This is a genomic window from Cryptosporangium sp. NPDC048952 (assembly GCF_043197895.1).
Classification (GTDB): domain Bacteria; phylum Actinomycetota; class Actinomycetes; order Mycobacteriales; family Cryptosporangiaceae; genus Cryptosporangium.
The window spans coordinates 272,154-296,959 of record NZ_JBICTY010000004.1 but is presented as its reverse complement, the minus strand read 5'-3'; the positions used below and the strand labels follow the sequence as shown (position 1 = coordinate 296,959).

Below are 24,806 nucleotides of genomic sequence, written 5' to 3'. Positions count from 1 at the left end.
TCGCACGTCAGCCGATCCGACGCAGGTCCAGCAGGTGCCGCTTCCCGTCGGCACCCACCCAGTCGACCGTTGCCGCGCCGATGCCGATGAACTCGCCCTTCGTCCGCCCGAACTCGACCGCCCGATGGCTCTCCACGTCGACGAGATCGAGGATCCGCGATCCGTCGGGCTGCTGCGCCTGCCGGTAGAGGGGCAGGTAACGGTCGAGGAGCGGCGTCAGACCGGCGTAGTTCGTCCAATGCCCTTGCCAGACCTGCCCGTCGGTGCCGTCGAACCGCATGACTCTGACCGGGTAATCGTCGTCGCCGACCGCGACGCACCACACCGGGCTGCACGCGTCACGCCAACTCGCCAGCGCGGCGAACGCCGTGCGTCGCTCGTCGGTCCGCAGGTTCCAGATTTCCGGTGCCGCGTCCTTCGGCTGGTGCGTAACGTCGGAGAGCAGCAGCCAGGGCCAGTACAGCCGGTAGTACCTACCGCCGGTGCCCGGCAGTAGCGTCGGCGTTCCCCCGGTGGCGGGAACGGTCCGAACGCCGGAGTTCGACGGTCCGTAGATGACCGTGTCGCCGTCGAGCGCGATCGAGAACGTGCCCAGTGAACCGGTCTCGGCGACTTTCCGCGGGATCTGCTCGTCCCAGCGCAACGTGAAGATCTCGTCCAGCTTGCCGGGCTGCTGAATCCGCCAGGCGGCCCACGTCGCGTTGGTGACCACGTCGGAGATCTGCAGGCTGTCCTTCCGGGTTTCCCACCGGGTGAGCACCGTCCAGTTGCCGCCGTCGCTGTCGAGGAGCCCGATCGCCACCTCGTCGTCCGCCTGGACCGTGTGCACGAGGATCCGGCCGTTCGCGAGTACCGCGTCGACCAGGTAGTCGCGGCCCTCGATCGTGCGGGGCAGGAGGGAAAGGGCATCCGGCCAGAGCGCCTCGACGGTGTTCGGGGTCGCGACCGGAAGGGTGTCCTCGCGGGTGACCTTCAGGACGCCGACGATGCCGACGAGCAGCGCGAAGACGGCGACCGCGGCGACCATCGCCCCGCTCCGGCGCCGGGCGTAGCGGCGAGTGACGGTGCGGTAGAGGTCGGCCGGCGGCGGTGGTGCCGCTTCGGCGGCCCGGTTCAGCGTCCTCTGGAGGACGTCATCGACGTCAGACATGTCGCCCCCGCTCGGTGGTCAGGACTTCGGGTTGAGTGAAGTGCTCGCGCAGCGCCGCTAACCCGCGGTGCGCCTGACTGCGGACCGTCCCCCGGCTGATCCGCAGCCGCGCGGCGATCGTGTCGTCGTCGAGCCCCTCGAAATAACGCAGCACCAGGACTGCCCGCTGCCGCGGTGGCACGAGGGCGAGCGCCTTCCACACGCCGATGTCCTCCTCGGCGCGCGCGATACCGGGATCGGTGGTCCACCGCTCCGGCACCGCGTCGGTCAACCGCTCCCGACGACGTTTGCGCCACCAACTGATGTGGAGCCGGGCCATCGTCGTGCGGACGTAGGCCTCAGGGTCGTCCCGGCGCTCGACGCGGTGCCACGCGCCCCGGAGCCGGATCAGCGCCTCCTGCACCAGGTCCGCCGCGTCGTGCGGGTTACCGGCCAGGACGAACCCGTAGCGGGTCAGCGCGTCCGCGCGGCGGGACACGAAGTCTTCGAAGCCGTCGGGCTCCGGCATGGGTTACCTCCCCCGTCGTGTCCCAGGACGCGCGGGGGCCCCCGACTGTTGCAGTGTCTAGCCGGTGATCTGGCCGACCCTCACCGAGACCGTCACCGCGTCGCCGCCGCGCTGCACGACGACGTCCACCCGGTCGCCGACCTTCACCGCGCGCACCGCCGCGTACACGTCCTCCACGTCCTCCACGCTCTTCGCGCCGATCTTCGTGATGACGTCACCGGTCCGGATTCCCGCCGTCGCGGCCGGTGCTCCCGCTTCCACCCGGACGACGACCGCTCCCTTCTCCGCGTTGACGCCCAGCGCGTTGCGGACCGCGTCGGTGAGCTGGGCGAGCGACACGCCGAGGTACGGGTGCGTGGCCTTCCCGGTGCGCAGGAGCTGATCGGCGACATCCACCACCGTCGCACTCGGGATCGCGAACCCGAGCGACACCGCGCCCGACGACGGGGGGATGTACGCCTCGTTGATGCCGACCAGCCGCCCCCTGTCGTCGAACAGCCCACCGCCGGAGTTCCCCGGCGAGATCGCCGCGTCCGTCTGGATCAGATCGACGAGGGGCCGCCCACCGGTCTGCTCGGCGGGGATCTGGCGGCCGACGCCCGAGATGATGCCCTGCGTGACCGTGTTCTCGAAGCCGAGCGGGCTGCCGATCGCGAGCGCGGTCTCACCGGCGCGGGGCAGGTCCTGGCGCACGGCGATCGCGGGCAGGTTGGTGCGGGAGGCCCGGATGACCGCCAGGTCGGCGATCTCGTCGGTGCCGACGACGGTTCCGTTCACGCTCGCCCCGTCCGCCAGCGTCAGCGTGACCGTTCTACTGCTCCCGACGACGTGCTGATTCGTGACGACGGTGTCCTTGCGGTAGACGACGCCGCTGCCCTGCGACCGGCCGGCGGTCACGGTGACGACACTCGGTTCGACGATCTCGACGACGTCCGGGATCGACGTGCCGGCGGCCGCGGTCGCGCTGCGCGACACGTCGGCGGCCGGTTCGGTGTCCGTGCTCGTCGCGCTGCACCCGCCGACCAGCGCCGTCGCGATGATCAGTACCGCTACCCGTCGGCCCATGAACGTGCACCCCTAGCGTCGACCAGTGAGCGCGCAGTTGTCAGGCGCTCACGCAACGCTATCCTCTGTACCCGGATGAACGGGTCTCACGCGCCGCGACGGAGGCGGTGCCAGACGGAGGCGGCCGCTACCGCGACGCGGGCGATCAGGAGGTCGGCGCGGGTCGCCGGGCGCCCGTGCGCCACCGCCGACGCGACAACGGGAACCGCCTCGGGCGCCGGCGGCTCGATCTGGCGGTGGGCCGGGGCCGGGGTCTGGGCGGCCAGTGCCCGTGCCACCGACAGCGCCCGCGGGTCCGGTCCGGTCGTCTCCGCGTCGTCGGCCAGCCCCTCGAACAGGTCGGCCAGGGTGCTCCGGAGTTCGTCGTCGAGTTCGGCCGACTGCCGGAAACGGGACGACGCGGCCCGCAGTTCCGCGACCCCGGTGTCGTACTCCGTGCGCAGCGTGTCCCAGTCGACGTCCGTCATTTCACCCTCCGTGGTCCGGTCGCTCCCTTCCCAAATAACCACGAACCGCTTCTCTCATGCGGGTCCACAGTCGAGAGACCAGGGCCGGATTCCGGCACTCGTGCTCAGAAGTGCAGAATGCAGGCATGAGCGCAGATGCCTCTGGCACTCCTGGAGTGGACGTCCCGGACGGCCGAGGCCGCACCGGGCTGCACCTGACCGGCCGTGACCTGCGCGGGAACCCCCGCGTGGAGGTCGTGGACGTCGAGTTGCTCTCCTCGAGCTGGTACGTGCTGCGGAAGAACACGTTCACCTACCGGCACCGCGACGGACGCGTGACCACCGAATCCCGCGAGACGTACGACCGCGGCAACGGCGCCACGATCCTGCTGTACGACGTCGAGCGACGGACCGTGCTGCTCACGCGGCAGTTCCGGTTCCCGGCGTACGTGAACGACCACCCGGACGGGATGCTGCTGGAGACCGCCGCCGGACTGCTCGACGGGGACGATCCGGAGACCGCGATCCGGCGCGAGGCGGCGGAGGAGACCGGGCACACGGTCGGGGTGGTCGAACATGTTTTCGACGCGTTCATGAGTCCTGGGTCGATCACCGAGCGGCTCAGCTTCTATGCCGCTCCGTACAGCGCGGAGAGTCGCACGTCGGAGGGCGGCGGTGTCGCGAACGAGGGCGAGGACATCGAGGTGGTCGAACTGGACTTCGACAAGGCCCTGTCCCTGATCGACCAGGGCGACATCACCGACGCAAAGACCATCATGCTCCTGCAGTGGGCCTCACTGCGCGGCCCGTTCAGAACGACGCTGACAGGCGAGCGCGCCTCCTCATGACAGCAGGCCAAAGGTCACCACGTCGGCGCGCTCGACTGCCAGCGCCGCCCTGAACGGGCTCCAGGTTCAGGCACACGCGCCTTCGGCGCGCTAGGTGTCGAGGCGGCGGAGTTGGGACGCGATCTGGGCGCGCGCCTTGCGTTGGCCACCTCGGGTGGCGATCGCGGCGGAGAGATCGCGCAAGGTCAGCACCAGACGAGCCCGGTCGACGGGCCAGCCCTGGCGTTCGCATTCGTCGGCCCAGTCGGCGGCCCCGCGGTGCCCGCGCGCCCGGTTGCACCGCGAGCACGCCGCGACCTCGTTCTCCAGCCACGACGGCCCGCCCTTGACGCGCGGCACGAGGTGATCGGTCGTCGGCCGCACGAGTCGCCCGAACTCCCGCCCGCACCACACGCACGCCGCGCCGTCACGCGCCATTCGCTCCGCTAGCCGGTCGGCGCGGCTGAGCTCGCCCGAAGTACTCATCAGGTTCATTCAACGCACACGAAGCGCATCCGCATCCCGACCCCTTGACACCAGGGCGGGCATGATCCGACCCTGTTGCGGAAGGCGCACCGCGTTCTGTAATACGCACTGACTCGAGGTGTCGCGCATGATCCCCGTCTGCCCCCTGGACGACCTCCCTCCCGGCGAGAGCCACCGGCTCGACCGAACTCCCCCGATCAGCGTGTTCCGCACCGACGACGGTGCGCTCTACGCGCTCGACGACACCTGCACCCACCAGGACGCCTCGCTGGCCGACGGCTGGATCGAGGACTGCGCGGTCGAGTGCCCCCTGCACGCGTCCCGCTTCGACCTGCGCACGGGCAAGCCGGACTGTCTTCCGGCCAAGGTCGCGGTGCGCACCCACGAAGTCCGGGTCGTCGACGGCGTGATCCACGTCATCGAGGCTCCCGGCGCCTACTGACCACCACCGGAGGCTCCGAATGCCCACAGTGATCATCGTCGGCGCCGGCATCGTCGGAAGCGCGATCGCCGACGAGCTGACCCAGCGCGGCTGGACCGACGTCCTCGTCCTCGACCAGGGCCCCCTCTACGCCACCGGCGGTTCGAGTTCGCACGCACCGGGCCTGGTCTTCCAGACCAACCCGAGCAAGACGATGACGAACCTCGCCCAGTACACAGTGGAGAAGCTCGCGAGCCTCGACGCGTTCCGCCCCCTCGGCGGCCTCGAGATCGCCACCACCCCGGAACGACTTGTCGAGCTGCACCGCCGCGCCGGCTTCGCGGCGTCCTGGGGGGTCCCCGCGCGGGTACTCGGCCCCGAGGAAGCCGCGGCACTGCATCCGCTGCTCAGCCCCGACAAGATCCTGGGCGGCCTGCACACCCCCACCGACGGCCTCGTCAACGCCGTCGACGCGGTCACCGCGCAGGCCGAACGCGCGATCGCGCACGGTGCCCGGTTCCTCGGCGGCCACCGCGTCACCGGCGTCCGCACGACCCCCGAGGGCCGCGTTGCCGGAGTCGACACCGACCAGGGCAGCTTCGACGCCGACATCGTGATCGGCGCGGCCGGTTTCTGGGGCCCCCAGTTCGGCGCACTGGTCGGCCTCACCACCCCGTTACTTCCCCTGGCACACCAGTACGCCACGACCGGCCCGGTCGCGGGGCTCTCCGGGACGGAATCAGCTCCGATCCTCCGCCACCAGGACGCCGACCTCTATTTCCGCGCGCACGGCGACCGCATCGGCATCGGCTCCTACGCCCACCGCCCGATGCCTGTCGAACGCATCCGCACCCACGACGAATCAGCAGTGATGCCGAGCGTCGAGGAGTTCACTCCCGCCGACTTCGACCCCAGCTGGGAAGACGCGATCGCGCTGCTGCCCGCCCTGGCCGAGACGAAGGTCGAAGAGGGCATCAACGGCATCTTCTCGTTCACCACCGACGGTTTCCCGCTGATCGGCGAGCACCGCGACCTGCCGGGGCTCTGGATCGCCGAGGCGGTCTGGGTGACGCACTCCGCGGGGGTCGCGAAAGCACTCGCCGAATGGATCACCACGGGTAACCCCGGAACAGACCTGCACGAATGCGATCTCTACCGGTTCGACCCCGTGCAGCTCACCGCCTCCTACGTGCGCACCCGCGCCCAGCGGAGCTTCATCGAGGTCTACGACATCCTGCACCCGCTCGACCCGCCCGCGGACCCCCGCCCGCTGCGCGTCAGCCCGTTCTACCCGCGTCAGCAGGAGCTCGGCGCGGTGTTCACCGAGGGTGCGGCCTGGGAGCGTCCGCTCTGGTTCGAGGCCAACACGGACCTCCCCGAAGTCGCAACCGTCCCCGGCCGCGACGCATGGGCAGCACGACACTGGTCGAAGACCGCCGGCGCGGAGGCCCTGGTCACCCGCGACCGGGTCGCGATGTACGACATGACACCGCTGAGCCGCCTCGAGGTCGCCGGCCCCGGCGCGCTGGCCTTCCTGCAGCACATGACGACGAACAACCTCGACAAGGCACCCGGCGCGGTGACCTACACGCTGATGCTCGACGAGGCCGGCGGCGTCCGCAGCGACCTCACGGTGGCGCGGCTCGCCCCGAACCGCTTCCAGGTCGGCGTCAACGGTCCGCTCGACCTCGACCGCTTCCTGCGTCACGCCCCCGACGACGTGATCGTCCGCGACATCACCGGCGGCACCTGCTGCATCGGCCTGTGGGGACCCCGCGCACGGGACGTCCTCCAGCCGCTCACGACGACCGACGTCGGCCACACGGCGTTCGGGTACTTCAAGGCCCGTCACCTGAACGTCGGCGACGTGCCGGTCGACGCCCTGCGCCTCTCGTACGTCGGCGAGCTCGGCTGGGAGCTGTACACGTCAGCGGAGCTGGGCCTTCGGCTCTGGGACACGCTGTGGGAGGCCGGTCAGGAGCACGGCGTCATCGCGGCCGGGCGCAGCGCGTTCAACAGCCTGCGGCTGGAGAAGGGCTACCGCCTCGCCGGCACGGACATGACAGGAGAGCACGACCCGTACTCGTCCGGGCTCGGCTTCGCCGTCAAAACAAACAAAGAGTTCATCGGACGCGACGCGCTGCTCAACCTGGGCGAACCGCAGCGACGCCTCACCGTGCTCACGCTGGACGACCCCACCGCCGTGGTGCTCGGCAAGGAACCGGTGTACGTCGGCGAAACCCCCGCCGGTTACGTCACCAGCGCCTCCTACGGCTACACGATCGGCCGGTGCGTCGCGTACGCCTGGCTGCCGGCGTCCCTGCAGGACGGCGACGCCGTCACGATCGACTACCTCGGCACCAGGCTGGCCGCCACCGTCGGCACCGAGCCGCTCTTCGACCCCACGATGGAACGGATCCGGCGCTGATGAACTCTTTTCAATCTCACGTAACCCCGCAGCCTGAACACGGCCCGCTGCGGTCGATCGAAAAGAATTCATTGACGACAATCGACACCCCGAGCCTGATCAGCACCCTCCCCGGCACCTACTACACCGACCCCGCGGTGTTCGCGCAGGAACAGGAGCGCATCCTCGAGCAGATGTGGTTCTGCGCGGTCCGCTCCGACGACCTGCCCGGGCCGGGAAGCTTCCGCACGGTCCAGGTCGGCCGGGAGAGCGTCATCCTCGCCCGCGGCCGTGACCAGGCGATCCGCGGTTTCCTCAACGTCTGCCGCCACCGCGGAGCCCAGCTCTGCGCCGACGAGGAGGGCGCCGTCGGCCGCGCGTTCCGGTGCATGTACCACGCCTGGACCTACGACCTGTCCGGCAAACTCATCGCCGCGCCGAACATGGCGAGCATGCCCGACCTCGACAAGAAGGCCTACGGCCTGGTCACCGTCCACACCCGCGAGTGGCTCGGGTACGTCTGGGTCTGCCTGGCCGACGAACCGCCATCGTTCGCCGACGACGTCGAGGGCGCTGTCGTCGAACGCCTCGGTGACCTGGAGAGCATCGACGCGTACGACATCGCCGCGCTCAAGGTCGGCCGTCGCATCAGGTACGACGTCACGGCGAACTGGAAGCTCATCGTCGAGAACTTCATGGAGTGCTACCACTGCGCGACGATCCACCCGGAGCTCACCGAGGTGCTGCCGGAGTTCGCGAACGGCTACGCGGCGCAGTACTACGTGGGACACGGCGCGGAGTTCGGCGAGGATGTCCAAGGGTTCACCGTGGACGGTTCCGCCGGCCTCGACCGCATCCCGGGAGTCTCGGAAGCGCAGGACCGGCGCTACTACGCGATCACGATCCGCCCGCAGGTGTTCGTCAACCTGGTGCCCGACCACGTGATCCTGCACCGCATGGTGCCGCTCGCCGCCGACCGCACCGTCGTCGAATGCGACTGGCTGTACCTGCCCGGCGTGGTCGAGTCCGGCCGTGACGTCACCGCGTCGGTCGAGCTGTTCCACCGCGTCAACCAGCAGGATTTCGAGGCGTGCGAACGGACGCAGCCGGCGATGAGCTCCCGCGTCTACGCCAACGGCGGCGTACTCGTCCCGAGCGAGCACCACATCGCGGAGTTCCATGAATGGGTGCGGTCTCGAATCGAGTCCTAAAGGGTGGGTGGGTGGGGGGCGTAGGGCTGGAGGGTGCGGTCTCGGCTGGCGTCCTGAGGTCAACAGAGACGGGCTCCCCCGTGGCGCCCGTCTCTGCTGGTTACGCTCCTATCCATCCGCATTCGCGGCAGTCACGACACCGTCCTGTCGGTTACCGGACGATGTATCGACCCCCGTCCGGTGGTCGTGCGCCGGGTCGCCGTCGGTGTACAGCCTGAGCTGCGACAACACAGCTGGAACAAGCACCCCACGCACCACAGTGGCATCCACCAGAATCGCCACTGCGGCGCCCACGCCGAGCATCCGGTACTCGATCGCGCTGAGCGTCACGAAGATCGAGAACGCCGCGGTCATGATCACGGCCGCGCTGGTCACCACCCCGGCGCTGGCCGCGATCCCGCCGACGATCGACCGTCGCTCGCGGATCCGGCTCAGGATGAACAGGTGGTAGTCCATGCTCAAGCCGAACAACAGCACGAACAGGAACAGCGGTAGCCAGCTCACGATCCCGCCGTAGTTCCCGTGAAAAACGAGATTCAGGACGCCACACGCGGCGCCGATCGACAGCAGGTTGAGCCCGATCGACGCCGCGGCCACCCGCACCGAGCGGAACACGAGCAGGAGCAACACGAACGCGAGCACGAGCACGAACGCCACGACGTAGGGCGTCCGGCGGGTGAGCTGGTCGGTGAAGTCGGCGGCGAACGCGGTGCGACCGGCGACGGCGTGGTTCCACTCGCCGAGCGCGGCGGGAAGGGTTCGCTCGCGGAGTTCGCGCAGGGCCCGGTTCGCGGCGTCGTCGGTGCCGCCGAGGGGAACGCGGGCGAGTACCGCGTCGCCGTAGGGGATCACCGTGACGCGGTCGATGCCGCTGAGCGCGGTGCGGACCCGCGCGAGATCCGGGCGGGCGCCGGTGTCCGACCAGATCACGACCCGGGCCGGTGAGGAAGCACCGGGGAAGGCCGCGTCCATGCGGGTCGCCGCGTCGATCGCCGGAACGCTCCGCGGGAGGCTGTCGGTGACCGCGGCATCCTGCAGGTGCAGCCCGGTCGCGGTTCCCGCGCCCGGGAGGGGGATCGCCGGTACCGCCAACACGAGCAGGAGCAGCGCGGCGGCCCCGCCCCAGAGCACGGGGCGGCGGGTCACGGCGGTCGCGAGACGGGCCCAGGCGGCGGATTCCCGGCCGGACGCCCGGCGCCGGCCCAGCCAGGGCAGGCGTCCCCACTCGACTCGCGGGCCGAGTGCGGCGAGCACGGCCGGGAGCACGGTGAGCGCCCCGAGCACCGAGATCGCGACGACGAGCACGATGCCGACCGCGGCGCCGCGGAACACGTCGATCCCGGTCAGCAGCAGGCCGGACAGGCAGAGCATGACGACCACTCCGGACACCAGGATCACGTGGCCGGACGTGCGGGCCGCGATGCGCACGGCGGTGACGGTGTCGTGCCCTGCCGCGCGTTCCTCGCGAACCCGGCGCAGCGAGAACAGCGCGTAGTCGACGCCGATCGCGACGCCGATCAGCAGCACCATGGTGTTCGCCGCGCTGTTCACCGAGAGCCAGTGGTCAACGACCTGGAGCAGGGCGAAGGTGGCGATCAGTGCGGTGGCGGTGAGCAGCACCGGGATGCCGGCGGCGACCAGGGCGCCGAAGACGACGAGCAGGATCGCCACCGTGAGCGGTAACGAGATCCGCTCCGAACGGCGCACGTCCGCCCCGATGGCCCGGTCCACGGCCTGCGAAAGACTCCGATCCCCCGCTCCCACGATTCGCGTCCCCGGATGCTGCGAGGCGACCCGCTCGACGACGGCCGCCACCCCGTCCGCCCGCGCGGACGACCCCTCGACCGGCCCCGCGACCTGGTAGGTGACGAGCGCGGAGCGCTCGTCACCTACCAGGCGCGCCGCGTCCGCGGTCACGACCGCACCGCTTCGACCGCCCGCGTCGGCGGCGTTCGCGCTGCCGGCATCGGCGGCGCCGGGCGGTGCCCAGATGGCCGAGACCTCGGCCTCTCGAAGGGCGGCGATCAGGGCGGTGACAGCGGTGTGGAGCGTGGCCGGATCGGTGGATTGAACCAGGATGCTCTCCTGGATGCCCTGGGCGTCGTCCTGGGCGTTGAGCACCTCTTGGGCGCGTCCGGACTCCCCCGGATCCACGCTCCGGGCGCCGGACCCCGGTATCAGCCCGCTGAGCACCACGGCCAGCACGACGAACACGAGCCAGCCGACGATCACGGCCAACCGGTGCCGGGTGGACCACGCGGCGAGCCGCTCCACCACGGGCACACCGGAGGAAGATTTGCGCAGACCAGGCACGACCTGGTGTCCTTTCGACGGGAGACAGCGTTCGTGAGAACTCGCCGCGAGGCGAGGAGTGCTTCTTCCAGCTGGGCCGTCGAGTTGCCGCTCGACGGCCCAACCTGCTATTCGACCTCGGTCAGTACCCGCTCCAGCTGCGCCATCCGCGTGCGTAAGTCGGTGAGCTGCCCGGAGAGATCAGCCAACTGCCGGTTGGACTCCTCCTGCCCCCGCACCACCTGCGCCGTGAGATCGCGGTACTCCGACTCGCGCGTCAGCGCCGCCTTCGCCCGCCACGTGGCGAACAGCTGCCAGATCACCACGGTGACGACGACCGTGATGAACGTGAAGATGCCGACTGCCCCGACGGCCTCCGCCACCTCGTGTCCGTCCATGGTCAGGTTCCCTTCGAATCGGGGGTGAGCGTCGGCACCGCCGCCGCGATCGTGTCCGGGGTGAGTTGGAAGACGAACTCGGTGACCTCGTAGAACCGCATCGCCTTGCCGTCCTCGGACAGCTCGAGCTGCGAGGTGACCAGGCCCGCGGCCTGCAGTTTGCGGAGGTGCACCTGGAGCAACGGCCGGCTGATGCCCAGATCGCGGGCCAGCCGGCTGACGTACGTGCGCTCTTTGCGCAGCGCCGCCACGACCCGGAGGCGATGGGGGTTGGCCAGCGTCGACAGGACCGCGACCAGCTCGTCCCCGGTAGGTGGCGAACCGTACATGCCAAGAGAAGTTAGCAGGTGCCAACCCTGACGCGCATCAGGGTAGTACCCCTAACGCGTCACCCAGGCCGCGGCATCCGGCGGCAGCAGATCCCCCACGACGTCGGCACTGCTCAACCGCACGGTGGTCCGCGACGGCAGTAGCACCGGCGACCCGGACAGGTTCACGACGCACAGGAACCCGGGCCCACGCTCGATCGCGATGACGTCGGGCCCGAACTCGTCGCGGAACCGGAACGGAGCGGTCCGCAGCGCCGGAATCGCCCGGCGCGCGCGGAGCGCCTCCCGGTAGTACTCCAGCATCGACGTGGGGTCTCCGGCCTGCGCTTCGGCGGTGAGCGGAGCCCAGGACGCGGGCTGCGGCAGCCAGGTCGTCGGCCCGGGACCGAAGCCGAACGGCGGTGCGTCGCCGGACCACGGCAGCGGCACCCGGCACCCGTCGCGTCCGCGGTCGGTGAAGCCGGAGCGACGCCAGGTCGGGTCGACGAGCGCATCCTCGGGCAGGTCCTCCACCTCGGGCAGCCCGAGCTCCTCACCCTGGTACAGGTAGACGCTGCCGGGCAGCGCGAGCGTCAGCAGCAGCGCGGCGCGCACCCGCCGGGCGCCCAGTTCCAGATCCGCTGGGCGGCCGAGCAGGTCGGCGAGCTGCCGGGTCGGGATCTCCTGGTCGCGACGGGCGTAGCGGGACAGGTGCCGGGCCACGTCGTGGTTGGACAGCACCCAGGTGGGTGACGCGCCGACGGCCAGGTGCTCGGCGAGCGTCCGGACGATCGTGCGGCGCAGGTCACCGGCCTGCCACGGCGCGGTCAGGTAGAGGAAGTTGAACGCGGTGTGCAGCTCGTCGGGGCGCAGGTACCGCGAGAGCCGCTCGGGTTCGTCCACCCAGGCTTCGGCGACGAACATCCGCGGTGGGTCGTAGGCGTCGGCGACCCGGCGCCACTCGCGGTAGACCTCGTGGACCTCCTCGCGGTCCCAGTGCGGGTGGGCCCCGGCGTGCGCGAACACCGGCTGCGCCGCCGCCCGGGCGCCCAGGTCGGGCAAGCCGGGCTCCTTGATCAGCGAGTGCGCGACGTCGATCCGGAAACCGTCGACACCGCGGTCGAACCAGAACTCGAGCGTCTCGGCGAAGTAGGCGCGGACGCCGGGGTGGTCCCAGTTCAGGTCGGGCTGCGCGGGATCGAACAGGTGCAGGTACCACTCCCCGTCGGGAACCTGGGTCCACGCCGGGCCGCCGAACACGCTGGACCAGTCGTTGGGCGGCATCGAGCCCCGGCCGGGCCGGAACAGGTAGCGCTCGCGGGCGGGCGAGCCCCGGCCGCTCGCCACCGCCTCGACGAACCACGGGTGCGCACTCGAGGTGTGGTTGGGCACGATGTCCAGCAGCACCCGCAACCCGAGCGCGTGCGCCTCGGTGACCAGCGCCTCGGCCTCCGCGAGCGTCCCGAACCGCGGGTCGACGTCCCGGTAGTCGCTGACGTCGTACCCGCCGTCGGCCATCGGCGACGGGTACCACGGGTTGATCCAAATCGCGTCGACGCCCAGCCCGGCGATGTAGCCGAGCCGATCGCGCAGCCCGGCGAGGTCACCGAGCCCGTCGCCGTTCCCGTCGGCGAAGCTGCGGATGTAGACCTGGTAGATCACGGCATCGCGCCACCACATGTCAGTTGCCCGCGGCGCGTACCCGCACCTCTTCTTCCTCCTCCTGCTGCAGTTCGGCGGCGGCGGCCTCGTCGCGGGTCAGGTTCTCGCCACTGCGCGGGTCGAACAGGTGCATGCGTCGCGTGTCGACCCAGAAATCGGCTTCGGCGTTCTCCCGGAGGCGGCTCATCGAGTCGATCGACGCGACGACCTGCGTGCGCAACGCCTCGCTGTCGAGCTCCTGCGCCAGTTCCGACAGTTGCTGGGCGATCTCCTCCGGCGCCTCGAACGGCAGGTAGGCGTACTGCGAGTCGCCGAGCCACTCGGTGACGTCGACCCGCGCGCGGAACGTCGACCCGAAGTTCTTGTCCGTGACCCGGGCGTCCTCGAAGTACTCCGGGCGGATACCCGCGAGCAGAAGGCTCTTCCCGGCGACCCGGTCGGCGAGGTCGCCGGAGAGTGGCAGGTCGAAGAACGGCAGCTTCAACGTGCTCCCGTCGACCACCGCGGGCAGGAAGTTCATCGGCGGCGACCCGATGAAGCCGGCCACGAACAGGTTCACCGGCTGCTCGTACAGCTCGCGGGGCGACGCGACCTGCTGGAGCACGCCCTTGCGCAGCACCGCGACGCGGTCGCCGAGCGTCATCGCCTCGGTCTGGTCGTGGGTGACGTAGACAGTGGTGGTGCCCAGGCGGCGCTGCATCCGGGAGATCTCGGTACGCATCTGGCCGCGCAGTTTGGCGTCGAGGTTGGAGAGCGGCTCGTCGAACAGGAACGCGTCGGCCTGACGCACGATCGCCCGCCCCATCGCGACCCGCTGGCGCTGGCCGCCGGACAGGTTCGCGGGCTTGCGCTGCAGGTGCTCGGTCAGTTCGAGGGTGGCCGCGGCCTCCTCCACGCGCTGCCGGATCTCCGACTCGGGCACACCCTTCTTGAGGCGCAGCGGGAACGCGATGTTCTCGAACACCGACAGGTGCGGGTAGAGCGCGTAGTTCTGGAACACCATCGACAGGTTGCGGTCGCGGGGTGCTTTCTCGTTCACCCGGTTGCCGCCGATGAGCATGTCCCCGCCGGTGATGTCCTCCAGGCCGACGATCATCCGCAGCAGCGTCGACTTCCCGCATCCGGACGGTCCGACCAGGATCATGAACTCGCCGTCGGCGATGTCGATGCTGACGTCGTTCACGGCCTTGAAGCCGTCGCCGTACTCCTTGACGATGTTGCGCATTTCGATGGCGGCCATGGCGTTATCCCTTCACTGCGCCGGCGGTGAGGCCGGCCACGATCCGACGCTGGAAGGCCAGGACGAGGACGATCACGGGGATCGTGATGATCACGGACGCCGCGGCGATGGGCGCGGTCGGCTGCGAGAACTGCGAGGCGCCGGTGAAGAACGCGAGCGCCGCGGGCACCGGCCGGGACGCCTCACTCGACGTGAGCGTGATGCCGAAGATGAAGTCGTTCCAGACCGCGAAGAACGTCAGGATCGCGGCCGTGGCCACGCCGGGGGCGGCGAGCGGAACGATGACCTTGCGGAACGCCTGCCAGGCGGTCGCGCCGTCGACCTGGGCGGCCTGCTCCATCTCCCACGGGATCTCGCGGAAGAACGCGGACAGCACGTAGACCGACAGCGGGAGCGAGAACGACAGGTACGGGATGATCAGGCCGATCCACGTGTCGTACAGCCCGATCGCGCGCCACATGTCGAACAGCGGCGTCGCGATCGCGATGATCGGGAAGACCGTGATCGCCAGCGCGACGCCGAGCACCAGGCGCTTGCCGGGGAACTCCAGCCGCGCCACCGCGTAGGCGGCCAGCGTCGCGAGCACCACCGAGACCGTCGTCGCGATCACCGTGATGCCGATCGAGTTGCGCAGCGCGGTGGTGAACAGGTCGGACGAGAACACGATGTCGTAGTTCTCCCAGGTGAACGACGACGGGAGGAACTGCCGGTTGGTGATGTCGTCGCCGCCCTTGAACGACAGCGAGACGATCCACAGCACCGGGACGATCGCGTAGAGGATGACGGCGAGGCCCCCGACGATCCAGGCGACCTCGGCGCGACGGCTGGCCTTCATCACTTGCCCCCTTGCTGCTGCGACAGGTCGGTGCGGAAGACCTTCACGAACAGGAAGGCGATGAGCACGACGAGCAGCGCGAGGATCACGCTGACCGCCGAGCCCAGGCCGACCATCACCCGGCTGATCGTCTGCCGGTAGGCCAGGAACGAGAGCGTCTCGGTGCCCTGCGAACCGGCGGTCATGATGAAGACGTTGTCGAAGATGCGGAACGCGTCGAGCGTCCGGAACAGCAGCGCGACCATGATCGCGGCCTTCATGTTCGGCAGGATCACCCGTTTGAGCCGCTGCCACGGGGTGGCGCCGTCGACGACGGCCGCCTCGAGGTAGTCGTTGGGGATCTGCGCGAGGCCGGCGAGCAGCAGCAGCGACATGAACGGCGTCGTCTTCCAGATTTCGGCGACGCAGATCGCGAACAGGGACGTGGCGGTGCCGCCGAACCAGTCCAGGTCGCCGAGGCCGAACCACGGGTTGACGAAGCCGTAGGTGTTGCTGAACGCGTACTGCCAGGAGAAGGCCGAGACGACGGTGATGATGCCGTAGGGGATCAGGATCGCGGTGCGCAGCAGCGTCCGCATGTAGAGCGCCCGGTGCATCACCAGCGCCAGCGTGAACCCGAGGACGAGCTCGACCGACACCGTGATCACCGTGATGATCGCGGTGACGCCGAACTGCTTCCAGAACAGGCCGTCGCCGAGGATCGTGCCGTAGTTGGCGAGCCAGATGAACTCGCGTCCGTCCGGGTCGGTGAGCCGGTAGTCGAAGAACGAGAGCCAAAGCGCGTTGAGGATCGGGTAGCCGGTGACCGCGACCATCACGAACAGCGCGGGACCGGCGAGCAGCCAGCCGAGCCGGCGTTCGTGGCGGGCGCGGTCGGTCAGCGCCGGCTTGGCCTTGCGCCGGGGAACAGGCGCCGTCTCCGGTGGGGCGGCGGGGATCGTGGTGCTCATCGGGCGCTCCTAGATCAGCCGCTTGTTGGACAGGACGTCCTCGAGCAATCGGCTCGCGTTCTTCGCGGACGCCTCGGTCACGTCGGACGGCGGGTGGAACCCGGCCTGGATCGCCGCGGTGACGTCGCCGTAGTACGGGCTGACCGGCCGCGGTGTGGCCTGGTCCATGCCTTCGCGGATCGCGTCGGCCATCGGGAACCGTTCGCGCACCTCGGGGTCGTCGAAGATCGAGCTCAGCACCGCCGGGTCACCGGCCGTGAACATGTACTCCTTCTGGCTGGCCGGCGAGAGCACGCACTTGATCACCTCGACCGCGAGCTCCGGGTTCCGGCTGAACGCACTCACCGAGAGCCCGAGACCACCCGAGGGCGGTGCGCTCTCCTTGTCGGCGACGACCCGCGGGTACCGCGCCCAGCCGACGTCGTCGAGGAAGTTCTTCGGCAGTTGGCCCTCGTCGATCGCGGTCTGTGCCGCGGCCCAGATGAACGGCCAGTTGACCATGAAGCCACCGTCGTCGCGGGCGAACGCGGCGCGGGCGTCGTCCTCGGAGCCGGTGCTGAAGCCCGGGTACGCGGCCGAGGACCGCCCCAGCTTGCCGACGATGCGCGCGGCCTCCCGGCCCGCGGTGCTGTCCAGACCGGACTTCACCTCGTTGGCGGGCTTGCCCTCGGAGTCGTCGGTGAGGATGGACCCGCCGGCGGACTCCACCAGCGCGTTGACCCACACCATCAGGCTCTCGTTGCGCCGCCCCTGACCGGCCACCGTGACGCCGGCCTTCTCGGCGCCGTCGATGAGCTGGTCCCAGGTGACGGGCCCGGCGCCCGGGTCCACACCGGCCTTCTGCACCACCGATTTGCGGTACCAGAGCAGCTGGGTGTTGCCGTTGGCGGGCGCGGAGTAGAGCTTGTCGTCGAAGAGGCCCTGCGCGACCGGTCCGTCGAGGACACCGTCGGTGAAGTGCTTGCGCTCGGCGTCGGTGAACGGGCGGAGGAACCCGGCGTTGGCGAACTCGGCCATGAACGGCGGGTCGATCGAGAGGATGTCCATGCCACGGTCCTGCGCGGCCAGCCGGCGGAGGAGTTGTTCGCGGGCGCCGCTGGCGGTGTTGGGCAGGGCCTGCAGATCGATCTGATACCGGCCGCCGGACTGCTCGGCGCACTTCTCGACGATCGGCTGCTGGTTGGGGTTGGAGCTGTAGAAGGTCAGCGTGGTCGGACCGCCGGTGTCGTTACCGCCGCACGCGGTGAGTAACGAGGCCACCAGCACCAGAATTACGAGCATTCGCATCGTTCCGCCTCTCTCGCCACCGTTGCCGAGACGAACGTGACCTGGATCACTTTCGGAAGCGTTTCCGAGAACTGTGGGGCCGAACAACACGCTGAGTCAAGGTCTGCATCGTTTCCGTCATGGACAAGGTCGGAAACGCTTCCCTACACTTCACGGCCGTGGCGGGACGGAGCAGTCTGGCCGACATCGCGCGACTGGCCGGGGTTTCGCTGGCCACCGCGTCCCGTGCGATGAGCAACTCCTACGGGGTCGCTCCGGCCACCCGCGCCCGCGTCCTGCGCATCGCCGAGGAGCTCGACTACGTCGTCTCGCCGGAGGCGTCCCGGCTGGCCAGAGGCGCGGTGGGCCGGGTGGCGCTGGTGGTGCCGCATGTGGACCGCTGGTTCTTCGGCGCGGTCGTCGGCGGGCTGGAGGCCGAGCTCAGCGACGCCGGCCTCGACGTGCTGCTCTACCACGTCGGCGACGCCGCCGACCGGCGCGACTTCTTCCACCGCCTGCCGGCCCGGCGCAAGGTCGACGCCGTCGTCGTGGTCGCGTTCGAGGTGGCCGACGCCGAGCGCGAACGGCTGGAGCACATGGGCGTGCTCGTCGTCGCCGCCGGTGGGCAGGACGAGGTGTACCCGTGCGTCCGCATCGACGACCGGGAAGCCGGCCGCCAGGCGATGGACCACCTGCTGTTCCTCGGCCACCGCCGGATCGGGATGATCTCCGCCGTCGACCCGGACCAGCCGGTCGCCGCGCGTCCCGACGGGCGCGACGCGGCCTACTACGGGGCGCTGCGCGACGCGGGCCTGCCGGCCGACGACGACCTGGTCGTGACGATCGACTGGAGCGGCGTGGCGGCGGCCGACGCGATGGCCCGGCTGCTCAGCCTCCGGACCCCGCCGACCGCCGTGTACTGCCACTCCGACGAGCTGGCGCTGGGCGCGGTCCGGACCGTCCGCCGGGCGGGGCTGCGGGTGCCCGAGGACCTCTCGGTGATCGGCGTCGACGACCATCCGCTGGCCGAGCTCACCGACCTCACGACGATCGCCCAACCCGCCCGCGAGCAGGGCGTCCGCGCCGCTCGCCTGCTGCTGGCGCTGCTGCGGGGCCACGACGTCGAGCGGCACGTCGTCCTGCCGACCCGGCTGGTGATCCGGCGCAGCACCGCGCCTCCGAGGGCGGCCTGATGCGCTACCTGTTCCGGCCGACGGCCGTCGAAGCGGCGGAGCTTCTCACGTTGCCGTGGGACCGTCCGCTCACCGAGTGGGATCCGGAGCTCCTCCTGGAGATCCCGCAGCGTGGCATCTCCCGGCACGTCGTGCGGTTCGTGGCCGAGGGCGGTCGGGTGTACGCGCTCAAGGAGATCTCCGAGCGGCTCGCCCGGCACGAGTACGCGCTGCTCACCGAGTTCGAGGGCGAGGGCTTACCCGCGGTGTCGGTGCTCGGCGTCTGCGTGGACCGCCCGGACGACCAGGACGCGATCCTGGTGACCCGGTACCTGGAGTACTCGATGTCCTACCGGTACCTGTTCTCCACCCCGCGCGGCCGGCCGTCGGTGGAGCGACTGCTCGACCCGCTGGTGGAGCTGCTCGTCCGGCTGCACCTCGCCGGGGTGTTCTGGGGCGACTGCTCGCTGTCGAACACGCTCTTCCGACCCGACGCCGGCCACCTGGCCGCCTATCTCGTCGACGCCGAGACCGTCGAGCGCTATCCGACGCTCACCACCGGTCAGCGGCGCTACGACGCCGACCTGGCGAGCGAACGGGTCGGCGGCGAGTTGCTGGACCCGCGCGCCGGGAATCTGCTGCCGTCCGGCGTCGATCCGATCGACGTGGCGCTCAGCCTTCCGGAGCGTTACGACGCGCTGTGGGACGAAGTGACCCGGGAAGAGATCTTCGCGCCGGACGAGCAGCGGTTCCGCGTCGCCGAGCGGCTGCGTCGCCTCAACGACCTCGGGTTCGACGTCGCCGAGGTCGAGTTGGTCACGGCGCCCGAGGGCAGCAGGCTGCGCGTGGACGTCCGGGTCGCCGAGGCCGGGCACCACCGGCGGGAGCTGTTCCGGCTGACCGGCCTGGAGGTGCAGGAGGGACAGGCGCGGCGCCTGCTCAACGACATCCGGTCGTTCCGGGCCTACCTCGAGCAGCGCGACGGCCGGCCGGTGTCCGAGGCCACCGCCGGGCACCACTGGCTCAACGAGGTGTACCTGCCGGTCGTGAACACCGTTCCTCCCGGGCCGCTGGCGCCCGCCGAGGTGTTCCACGAAATCCTCGAGCACCGGTGGTTTCTTTCCGAGCGCGCCGGACGCGACATCGGCACGACGGCTGCTCTACGCTCCTATCTGGACTCAGGATTGCCCGGAAACTTGCCTCGCAAGGCAGAATGAACCCACCGAGTCCGGGGGAAGGTGTGCGATGCGTGGACGTATCGGTCGGTTGCTAGCGGGAGCCCTGTTCAGCATCACGCTGCTCGCCGCCCCCACCACGGCGCACGCCGCGGATTACGTCGATCTGACGCCCCAGGGTGGTGAGAGCCGCGCGGTGGCCGTCTCCCCCGGCGGCGTCGTGCTCGGCAACACGGCCACCGAGGGCTCGGTGTGGCGCGGCCCCGACTACAGCGGGCAGTCGCTGGGTCCGCTCGGTCCGCACGCCGAGGCGGTCAACGCCGCCGGCGACGCGGTCGGCTGCACCGCGAACGGCGTCGGGCTGTACTGGCACGACGACACGATCACCTACCTCGAGCGGCCCGGGCGCACCACCTGCCTCTACGCGATCAACGACGCCGGGCAGATCGCCGGGGCCTCGGCGACGCCCACCGGCGGTGAGCAGGCGTTCCTCTGGGAGGACGGAAAGTTCACCGACCTCGGCACGCCCGCCGACCGAGCGTCCGCGCCGATCGCGATCAACAACCGCGGCCAGGTGCTCGGGCGGATCTTCGGGACGACGAAGTCCGTGCCGATGCGTGCGTTCCTCTGGGAGCAGGGCGCGCTGACCGACCTCGGGTCGCTCGGCGGCGCGCAGACGATCCCCGCGGCGCTGGCCGAGGACGGGTCGGTGGCCGGGACATCGGACGTCGACGCGAAGACCGTGCACCCGTTCCGCTGGGCCGACGGGACGATGACCGACCTGCTGGCCGGTACCGGTGTGAACGACCCGAAGGCATACGTCACCGCGCTCAACGCCCAGGGTGACGTCGTGGGCACGGTGTCGGACCGGCCGGTGCTGTGGCACGGCGGAAAGATGTCGTTCCTCGCCGATGCCGGGGAGGCGACCGCCGTGAATGCTGACGGGGTCGTGACGGGTGTGGTGCGGGCTGGTGACGCCCCTACGGTGTTCAGGTGGAAGGACGGCGGGCTCGTGCTTCTGAAGAACCCGGCCGGCGCGACCTACTGCTACGCGACAGGTGTCACCGACGACGGCACGGTGGTCGGCAACGTCACCCTCGGCGACGCCAACCACGCCGTGGTCTGGCCCACCTAGTCAACCGAAGTAGCCGAGGCGGCGGCTGATTTCTTCGCCGGTGGCCACCACGGACGGCGCGATCTCGTGCAGGCGTTCCTCCGGGCAGCGGTACGCGGGCCCGGAGGCGCTGACCGCGGCGACGACCGTCCCGTCGGCGCCCAGCACCGGCGCCGCGACCGCGTTCAGGCCGATCTCGTACTCCTCGACGGTCACGGCGTAGCCGCGCTGCCGGACGTCGGCCAGATGTTCTTCGAGGACGGGTGCCTCGACCAACGTGGCGGGTGTGTACGCATCCAGCCCACCGGCCGCGAAAGCGGCCTCTCGTTCCTTCGCCGAGAGCGCGGCGAGCAGCACTTTCCCGCTCGACGTGGCGTGCAGCGGCGTGAGCTGCCCGACCCAGTTGTGCGTGGTGACGGTCGCCCGGCCACGCACCTGGTCGATGTTGACCGCGTAGTGCTCGCGCAGCACCGCGAGGTTCACGGTCTCCCCGACCGTGTCCGCGAGCTGCTCGCAGGGCGCGTGTCCCTGCTGGACGACGTCCAGCCGCGCCGACACCGCACCGGCGAGCCGCACCACGCCGAACCCGAGTCGGTACTTGCCGCGATCGGCGGTCTGCTCGACCATGCTGCGGTCCTCGAGCGTCTCCAACAGGCGGAACGCCGTCGATTTGTGCACCGAGAGCTCGGCGGCGACCTCACTGACCCCGGCCTCACCGCGGCGGGCCAGGATCTCCAGGACGCTGATCGCGCGGTCCACGGACTGCACGCCGCCGGACGACGGGGCCGCGTCCTCGGTGAGCTTGTCACTGTTCCGCATGACGCAACCTTACGCACGTGCAATCCTGTTGCTGTCTCAGAAACTCGCTTCTCCTGACGCAACGGAGGGGTTCGAACGGTGTTCCTCGACGGAAGCTGGATCTCAGGCTCGGGCGGCAAAGTCGACGTCCTCAACCCCTTCGATCAGAGCGTCATCACGCAGGTCGACCACGCCGACGACGGCGACGTGCACGCGGCGGTCACCGCGGCCCGGAAAGCGTTCGACGCCTGGGCCGCCGTCGGAGTCCGTGACCGCGCCGCTCTCCTGGCGAAGGTCGCCGACCTCCTCGCCCGCGACAAGGACACGATCGCCCGCACCGAGACGCTCGACACCGGCAAGACGCTGCTGGAAAGCGGCCTCGACGTCGACGACGTGATCTCGGTGTTCCGCTACTACGCGTCGATCGCCGACAGCGACCCGGGCCGGCTCGTCGACACGGGCAACCCCACGGTGGTCAGCCGGATCGTCTACGAGCCGGTCGGCGTCTGCGCGCTGATCACCCCGTGGAACTATCCGCTGCTGCAGATCGCCTGGAAGGTCGCACCGGCGCTGGCCGCCGGCAACACCGTGGTGATCAAACCGAGCGAGGTCACGCCGCTGACCACGATCCGTCTGGTCGAACTGCTGGCCGAGGCCGGTGTCCCGGACGGTGTCGTCAACCTCGTGCTGGGAACGGGCACGGTCGGCGCCACGCTCGTCGCGCACCCGGACGTCGATCTGATCTCTTTCACCGGAGGCGTAGCCACCGGGAAGCGGATCCTGCACGCGGCGGCGGACACCGTGAAGCGGGTGACTGTCGAGCTCGGCGGAAAGAACCCGAACATCGTGTTCGCCGACAGCGACTTCGAGACGGTCGTGGACTATGCGCTGACCGCCGTTTTCCTCCACTCGGGACAGGTGTGTTCGGCCGGAGCGCGGCTGCTGGTCGAGGAATCGCTGCACGATGCGCTGGTCGCGGAGGTCGCGGCGCGCGCGGAGCGGATCGTGGTCGGCAACGGGCTCGATCCGGCGTCGGAGACCGGGCCGCTGGTGTCGGCGGCGCACCGGGACAAGGTCGAGGCATACGTGGCGGCGGGCCTTTCCGAAGGGGCCCGACTCGTGGCCGGCGGACGGCGCCCCGACGATCCGGCGCTCGCGAACGGTTTCTTCTACCGGCCGACGGTGTTCGACGGGTGTCGCGCGGACATGCGGATCGTGCGGGAGGAGACGTTCGGGCCGCTGCTGACGATCGAGACGTTCTCATCGGAGTCCGAGGCGTTGGCGCTGGCCAACGACACCGAGTACGGACTGGCCGGCGCGGTGTGGACGCTCGATTCCGCACGCGCCGAGCGGGTGGCCCGCGGGCTGCGCGCCGGGACCGTCTGGATCAACGACTACCACCCGTACGTGCCGCAGGCCGAGTGGGGCGGGTTCAAGCAGTCCGGGAACGGCCGGGAGCTGGGCCCGACCGGGCTGGCCGAATACCGCGAGGCGAAGCACATCTGGCAGAACACAGCCCCGGCTCCGCTGAAGTGGTTCAAGGGATGAGCACGTTCGACTACGTGGTCGTCGGTGGCGGCTCCGCGGGGTGCGTGGTGGCCGCGCGGCTCTCGGAGGACCCGTCCGTGTCGGTGTGCCTGCTGGAGGCGGGGCCGTCCGACGTCGACGATCCGAGGATTTTGCGGCTGACCGACTGGATGTTCCTGCTGGAGTCCGGCTACGACTGGGACTATCTGGTCGAACCGCAGGAGCGCGGCAACAGCTTCCTGCGGCACTCGCGGGCGCGGGTGCTCGGGGGGTGTTCGTCGCACAATTCGTGCATCGCGTTCTGGCCGCCGGCCGAGGATCTGTCCTCCTGGGATCTACCGGGTTGGAGTCCTTCTTCCTGCGGGCCGGCCGTGGATCGGGTGCGCAGCACGGTGGAGGTCCGCACGGTGCCGCCCGCCGATCCGTGCGGGGCCGCGGTGTTGGAGGCGGCGGCTTCGGTGGGGTTACCGACTGTTTCGTTCAACACCGGCTCGACGGTGGTGAACGGGGCGGGCTGGTTCCAGATCAACGCGTCCTCGGACGGTACCCGCAGCTCGTCCTCGCACGCGTACCTCCATCCGGTGCTTTCGTCGCGGCCGAATCTGACCGTCGTGACCGACGCCTGGGCGTCGCGCGTGCTGTTCGACGCTCATCGCCAGGCCACCGGGGTCGAGTATCTGGCGGCGGACCGGGTGCACCGGCTCGTGGCCTCCGCCCGGCGGGAAGTGATCATCTCGTGCGGGGCGATCGACACGCCGAAGCTGCTGATGCTCTCGGGCATCGGCCCTGCCGGGCACCTCCGTGAGGTCGGCGTCGACGTGCTGGTCGACTCCCCTGGCGTCGGCGCGAACCTCGACGACCACGTCGAGGGACTGGTGGCGTGGGACGCCGCGAAACCGATGGTCACCGAGTCGACCCAGTGGTGGGAGATCGGGCTGTTCGCGGCCACGGTTCCCGGGCTGGACCGGCCGGACCTGATGATGCACTACGGGTCGGTGCCGTTCGACCTGAACACGGTGCGGTGGGGTTACCCGACGACCGAAAACGGTTTCTGCCTGACGCCGAACGTGACGCGGGGCCGGTCGCGCGGCACGGTGCGGCTGCGGTCGCGCGACTTCCGGGACAAGGCCCGCGTCGACCCGCGGTACTTCACCGACGCCGAGGGGCACGACGAGCGGGTGATGCTGCACGGGCTACGGCTGGCCCGGCGGATCGCCGCGCAGCCCGCGCTGGCCGGGTGGATCGCGTCCGAGCTGGCGCCGGGGCCCGAGGCGGTCACCGACGACGAGCTGCTCGATTACGTCCGGAAGACGCACAACACGGTCTACCACCCGGCGTCGACGGCGCGGATGGGCCGCGACGACGACCCGTTCGCGGTGGTGGACGCTTCGTTGCGGGTGAACGGGGTGCGAGGGCTGCGGGTGGCGGACGCGTCGGTGCTCCCGTCGCTGACCACGGTCAACCCGAACATGACCGTGATGATGATCGGGGAGCGGTGTGCGGAGTTCGTGGCGCGCGCCGGGGCGTGAACGGATTGGGGGGTCATAC

Annotated in this window: 23 protein-coding genes; 9 read left to right on the top strand and 14 right to left on the bottom strand. The window is 70.1% G+C overall.

What is annotated here, in order from left to right:
* Positions 1-7: 7 nt before the first annotated feature.
* The 4 genes from ACGFY5_RS23870 to ACGFY5_RS23855 form a co-directional block, all read right to left on the bottom strand.
* The gene (locus tag ACGFY5_RS23870; protein ID WP_392722981.1) at positions 8-1,150 is read right to left on the bottom strand and encodes a hypothetical protein; all 1,143 of its coding nucleotides are present in this window, start codon (positions 1,148-1,150) and stop codon (positions 8-10) included.
* The gene (locus ACGFY5_RS23865) at positions 1,143-1,658 is read right to left on the bottom strand and encodes a SigE family RNA polymerase sigma factor (protein WP_392722980.1); all 516 of its coding nucleotides are present in this window, start codon (positions 1,656-1,658) and stop codon (positions 1,143-1,145) included. The genes ACGFY5_RS23870 and ACGFY5_RS23865 overlap by 8 nt, the downstream gene beginning before the upstream one ends.
* Positions 1,659-1,715: 57 nt before the next feature.
* On the bottom strand, positions 1,716-2,723 hold the full coding sequence (locus ACGFY5_RS23860; protein WP_392722977.1) for a S1C family serine protease: 1,008 nt from the start codon (positions 2,721-2,723) through the stop codon (positions 1,716-1,718).
* A gap of 86 nt (positions 2,724-2,809) precedes the next feature.
* Positions 2,810-3,190: a hypothetical protein gene (locus ACGFY5_RS23855; RefSeq protein WP_392722976.1), complete on the bottom strand. Its 381-nt coding sequence runs from the start codon at positions 3,188-3,190 to the stop codon at positions 2,810-2,812.
* A 125-nt stretch (positions 3,191-3,315) separates the two neighbouring features.
* On the opposite strand from ACGFY5_RS23855, the gene ACGFY5_RS23850 reads away from it, so the two are divergent.
* Positions 3,316-4,017 carry an NUDIX domain-containing protein gene (locus ACGFY5_RS23850; protein WP_392722974.1) on the top strand — a complete coding sequence of 234 codons (702 nt, stop codon included), beginning with the start codon at positions 3,316-3,318 and terminating at the stop codon, positions 4,015-4,017.
* A gap of 90 nt (positions 4,018-4,107) precedes the next feature.
* Here ACGFY5_RS23850 and ACGFY5_RS23845 read toward each other — a convergent pair whose 3' ends face one another.
* Positions 4,108-4,482: an HNH endonuclease gene (locus ACGFY5_RS23845; RefSeq protein ID WP_392722972.1), complete on the bottom strand. Its 375-nt coding sequence runs from the start codon at positions 4,480-4,482 to the stop codon at positions 4,108-4,110.
* Positions 4,483-4,609: 127 nt separating this feature from the next.
* Between ACGFY5_RS23845 and ACGFY5_RS23840 the strand changes: the two genes are divergently transcribed.
* The 3 genes from ACGFY5_RS23840 to ACGFY5_RS23830 all read left to right on the top strand — a co-directional run bounded on the left by ACGFY5_RS23840 (position 4,610) and on the right by ACGFY5_RS23830 (position 8,521).
* Entirely contained in the window at positions 4,610-4,924 is a 315-nt protein-coding gene (locus ACGFY5_RS23840) for a bifunctional 3-phenylpropionate/cinnamic acid dioxygenase ferredoxin subunit (protein ID WP_392722971.1), read from the top strand.
* A gap of 19 nt (positions 4,925-4,943) precedes the next feature.
* Positions 4,944-7,331, top strand: coding sequence for an FAD-dependent oxidoreductase (locus ACGFY5_RS23835; RefSeq protein WP_392722970.1), 2,388 nt, complete (start codon positions 4,944-4,946; stop codon positions 7,329-7,331).
* A gap of 71 nt (positions 7,332-7,402) precedes the next feature.
* Positions 7,403-8,521, top strand: coding sequence for an aromatic ring-hydroxylating dioxygenase subunit alpha (locus tag ACGFY5_RS23830; protein WP_392722969.1), 1,119 nt, complete (start codon positions 7,403-7,405; stop codon positions 8,519-8,521).
* 108 nt (positions 8,522-8,629) lie between these two features.
* Here ACGFY5_RS23830 and ACGFY5_RS23825 read toward each other — a convergent pair whose 3' ends face one another.
* The 8 genes from ACGFY5_RS23825 to ACGFY5_RS23790 form a co-directional block, all read right to left on the bottom strand.
* A complete protein-coding gene (locus ACGFY5_RS23825) occupies positions 8,630-10,834 on the bottom strand; it encodes an MMPL family transporter (protein ID WP_392722968.1) in 2,205 nt (734 codons plus the stop codon).
* Between the two features lie 107 nt (positions 10,835-10,941).
* The gene (locus tag ACGFY5_RS23820) at positions 10,942-11,211 is read right to left on the bottom strand and encodes a hypothetical protein (protein ID WP_392722967.1); all 270 of its coding nucleotides are present in this window, start codon (positions 11,209-11,211) and stop codon (positions 10,942-10,944) included.
* A gap of 2 nt (positions 11,212-11,213) precedes the next feature.
* Positions 11,214-11,540, bottom strand: a complete 327-nt coding sequence (locus tag ACGFY5_RS23815; RefSeq protein ID WP_392722966.1) for an ArsR/SmtB family transcription factor — start codon at positions 11,538-11,540, stop codon at positions 11,214-11,216.
* Between the two features lie 51 nt (positions 11,541-11,591).
* On the bottom strand, positions 11,592-13,199 hold the full coding sequence (locus ACGFY5_RS23810; RefSeq protein WP_392722965.1) for a glycoside hydrolase family 13 protein: 1,608 nt from the start codon (positions 13,197-13,199) through the stop codon (positions 11,592-11,594).
* 1 nt (position 13,200) lies between these two features.
* Positions 13,201-14,421, bottom strand: coding sequence for an ABC transporter ATP-binding protein (locus tag ACGFY5_RS23805; RefSeq protein ID WP_392722964.1), 1,221 nt, complete (start codon positions 14,419-14,421; stop codon positions 13,201-13,203).
* A gap of 4 nt (positions 14,422-14,425) precedes the next feature.
* Complete coding sequence (locus ACGFY5_RS23800) at positions 14,426-15,256, bottom strand: carbohydrate ABC transporter permease (protein WP_392722963.1); 831 nt, start codon at positions 15,254-15,256, stop codon at positions 14,426-14,428.
* Positions 15,256-16,206: a carbohydrate ABC transporter permease gene (locus tag ACGFY5_RS23795; protein WP_392722961.1), complete on the bottom strand. Its 951-nt coding sequence runs from the start codon at positions 16,204-16,206 to the stop codon at positions 15,256-15,258. Before ACGFY5_RS23795 ends, ACGFY5_RS23800 begins: the two co-directional genes overlap by 1 nt.
* A 9-nt stretch (positions 16,207-16,215) precedes the next feature.
* Complete coding sequence (locus tag ACGFY5_RS23790) at positions 16,216-17,493, bottom strand: extracellular solute-binding protein (protein WP_392722960.1); 1,278 nt, start codon at positions 17,491-17,493, stop codon at positions 16,216-16,218.
* Positions 17,494-17,651: 158 nt separating this feature from the next.
* On the opposite strand from ACGFY5_RS23790, the gene ACGFY5_RS23785 reads away from it, so the two are divergent.
* The 3 genes from ACGFY5_RS23785 to ACGFY5_RS23775 are packed head-to-tail and all read left to right on the top strand — an operon-like array spanning position 17,652 to position 20,954.
* Positions 17,652-18,665 carry a LacI family DNA-binding transcriptional regulator gene (locus tag ACGFY5_RS23785; protein ID WP_392722959.1) on the top strand — a complete coding sequence of 338 codons (1,014 nt, stop codon included), beginning with the start codon at positions 17,652-17,654 and terminating at the stop codon, positions 18,663-18,665.
* Complete coding sequence (locus tag ACGFY5_RS23780; RefSeq protein WP_392722957.1) at positions 18,665-19,861, top strand: DUF4032 domain-containing protein; 1,197 nt, start codon at positions 18,665-18,667, stop codon at positions 19,859-19,861. Before ACGFY5_RS23785 ends, ACGFY5_RS23780 begins: the two co-directional genes overlap by 1 nt.
* A gap of 28 nt (positions 19,862-19,889) precedes the next feature.
* Positions 19,890-20,954, top strand: coding sequence for a hypothetical protein (locus ACGFY5_RS23775; protein ID WP_392722956.1), 1,065 nt, complete (start codon positions 19,890-19,892; stop codon positions 20,952-20,954).
* Here ACGFY5_RS23775 and ACGFY5_RS23770 read toward each other — a convergent pair whose 3' ends face one another.
* Entirely contained in the window at positions 20,955-21,752 is a 798-nt protein-coding gene (locus tag ACGFY5_RS23770; protein ID WP_392722954.1) for an IclR family transcriptional regulator, read from the bottom strand.
* 78 nt (positions 21,753-21,830) lie between these two features.
* Here ACGFY5_RS23770 and ACGFY5_RS23765 point away from each other — a divergent pair, with 78 nt between their 5' ends.
* Together ACGFY5_RS23765 and ACGFY5_RS23760 are read left to right on the top strand one after the other, a co-directional pair.
* Complete coding sequence (locus tag ACGFY5_RS23765) at positions 21,831-23,279, top strand: aldehyde dehydrogenase family protein (protein ID WP_392722952.1); 1,449 nt, start codon at positions 21,831-21,833, stop codon at positions 23,277-23,279.
* Positions 23,276-24,787 (top strand): GMC family oxidoreductase, encoded by a 1,512-nt coding sequence (locus ACGFY5_RS23760; RefSeq protein WP_392722951.1) that lies wholly within the window; start codon positions 23,276-23,278, stop codon positions 24,785-24,787. The genes ACGFY5_RS23765 and ACGFY5_RS23760 overlap by 4 nt, the downstream gene beginning before the upstream one ends.
* The last annotated feature ends 19 nt before the right edge of the window (positions 24,788-24,806 follow it).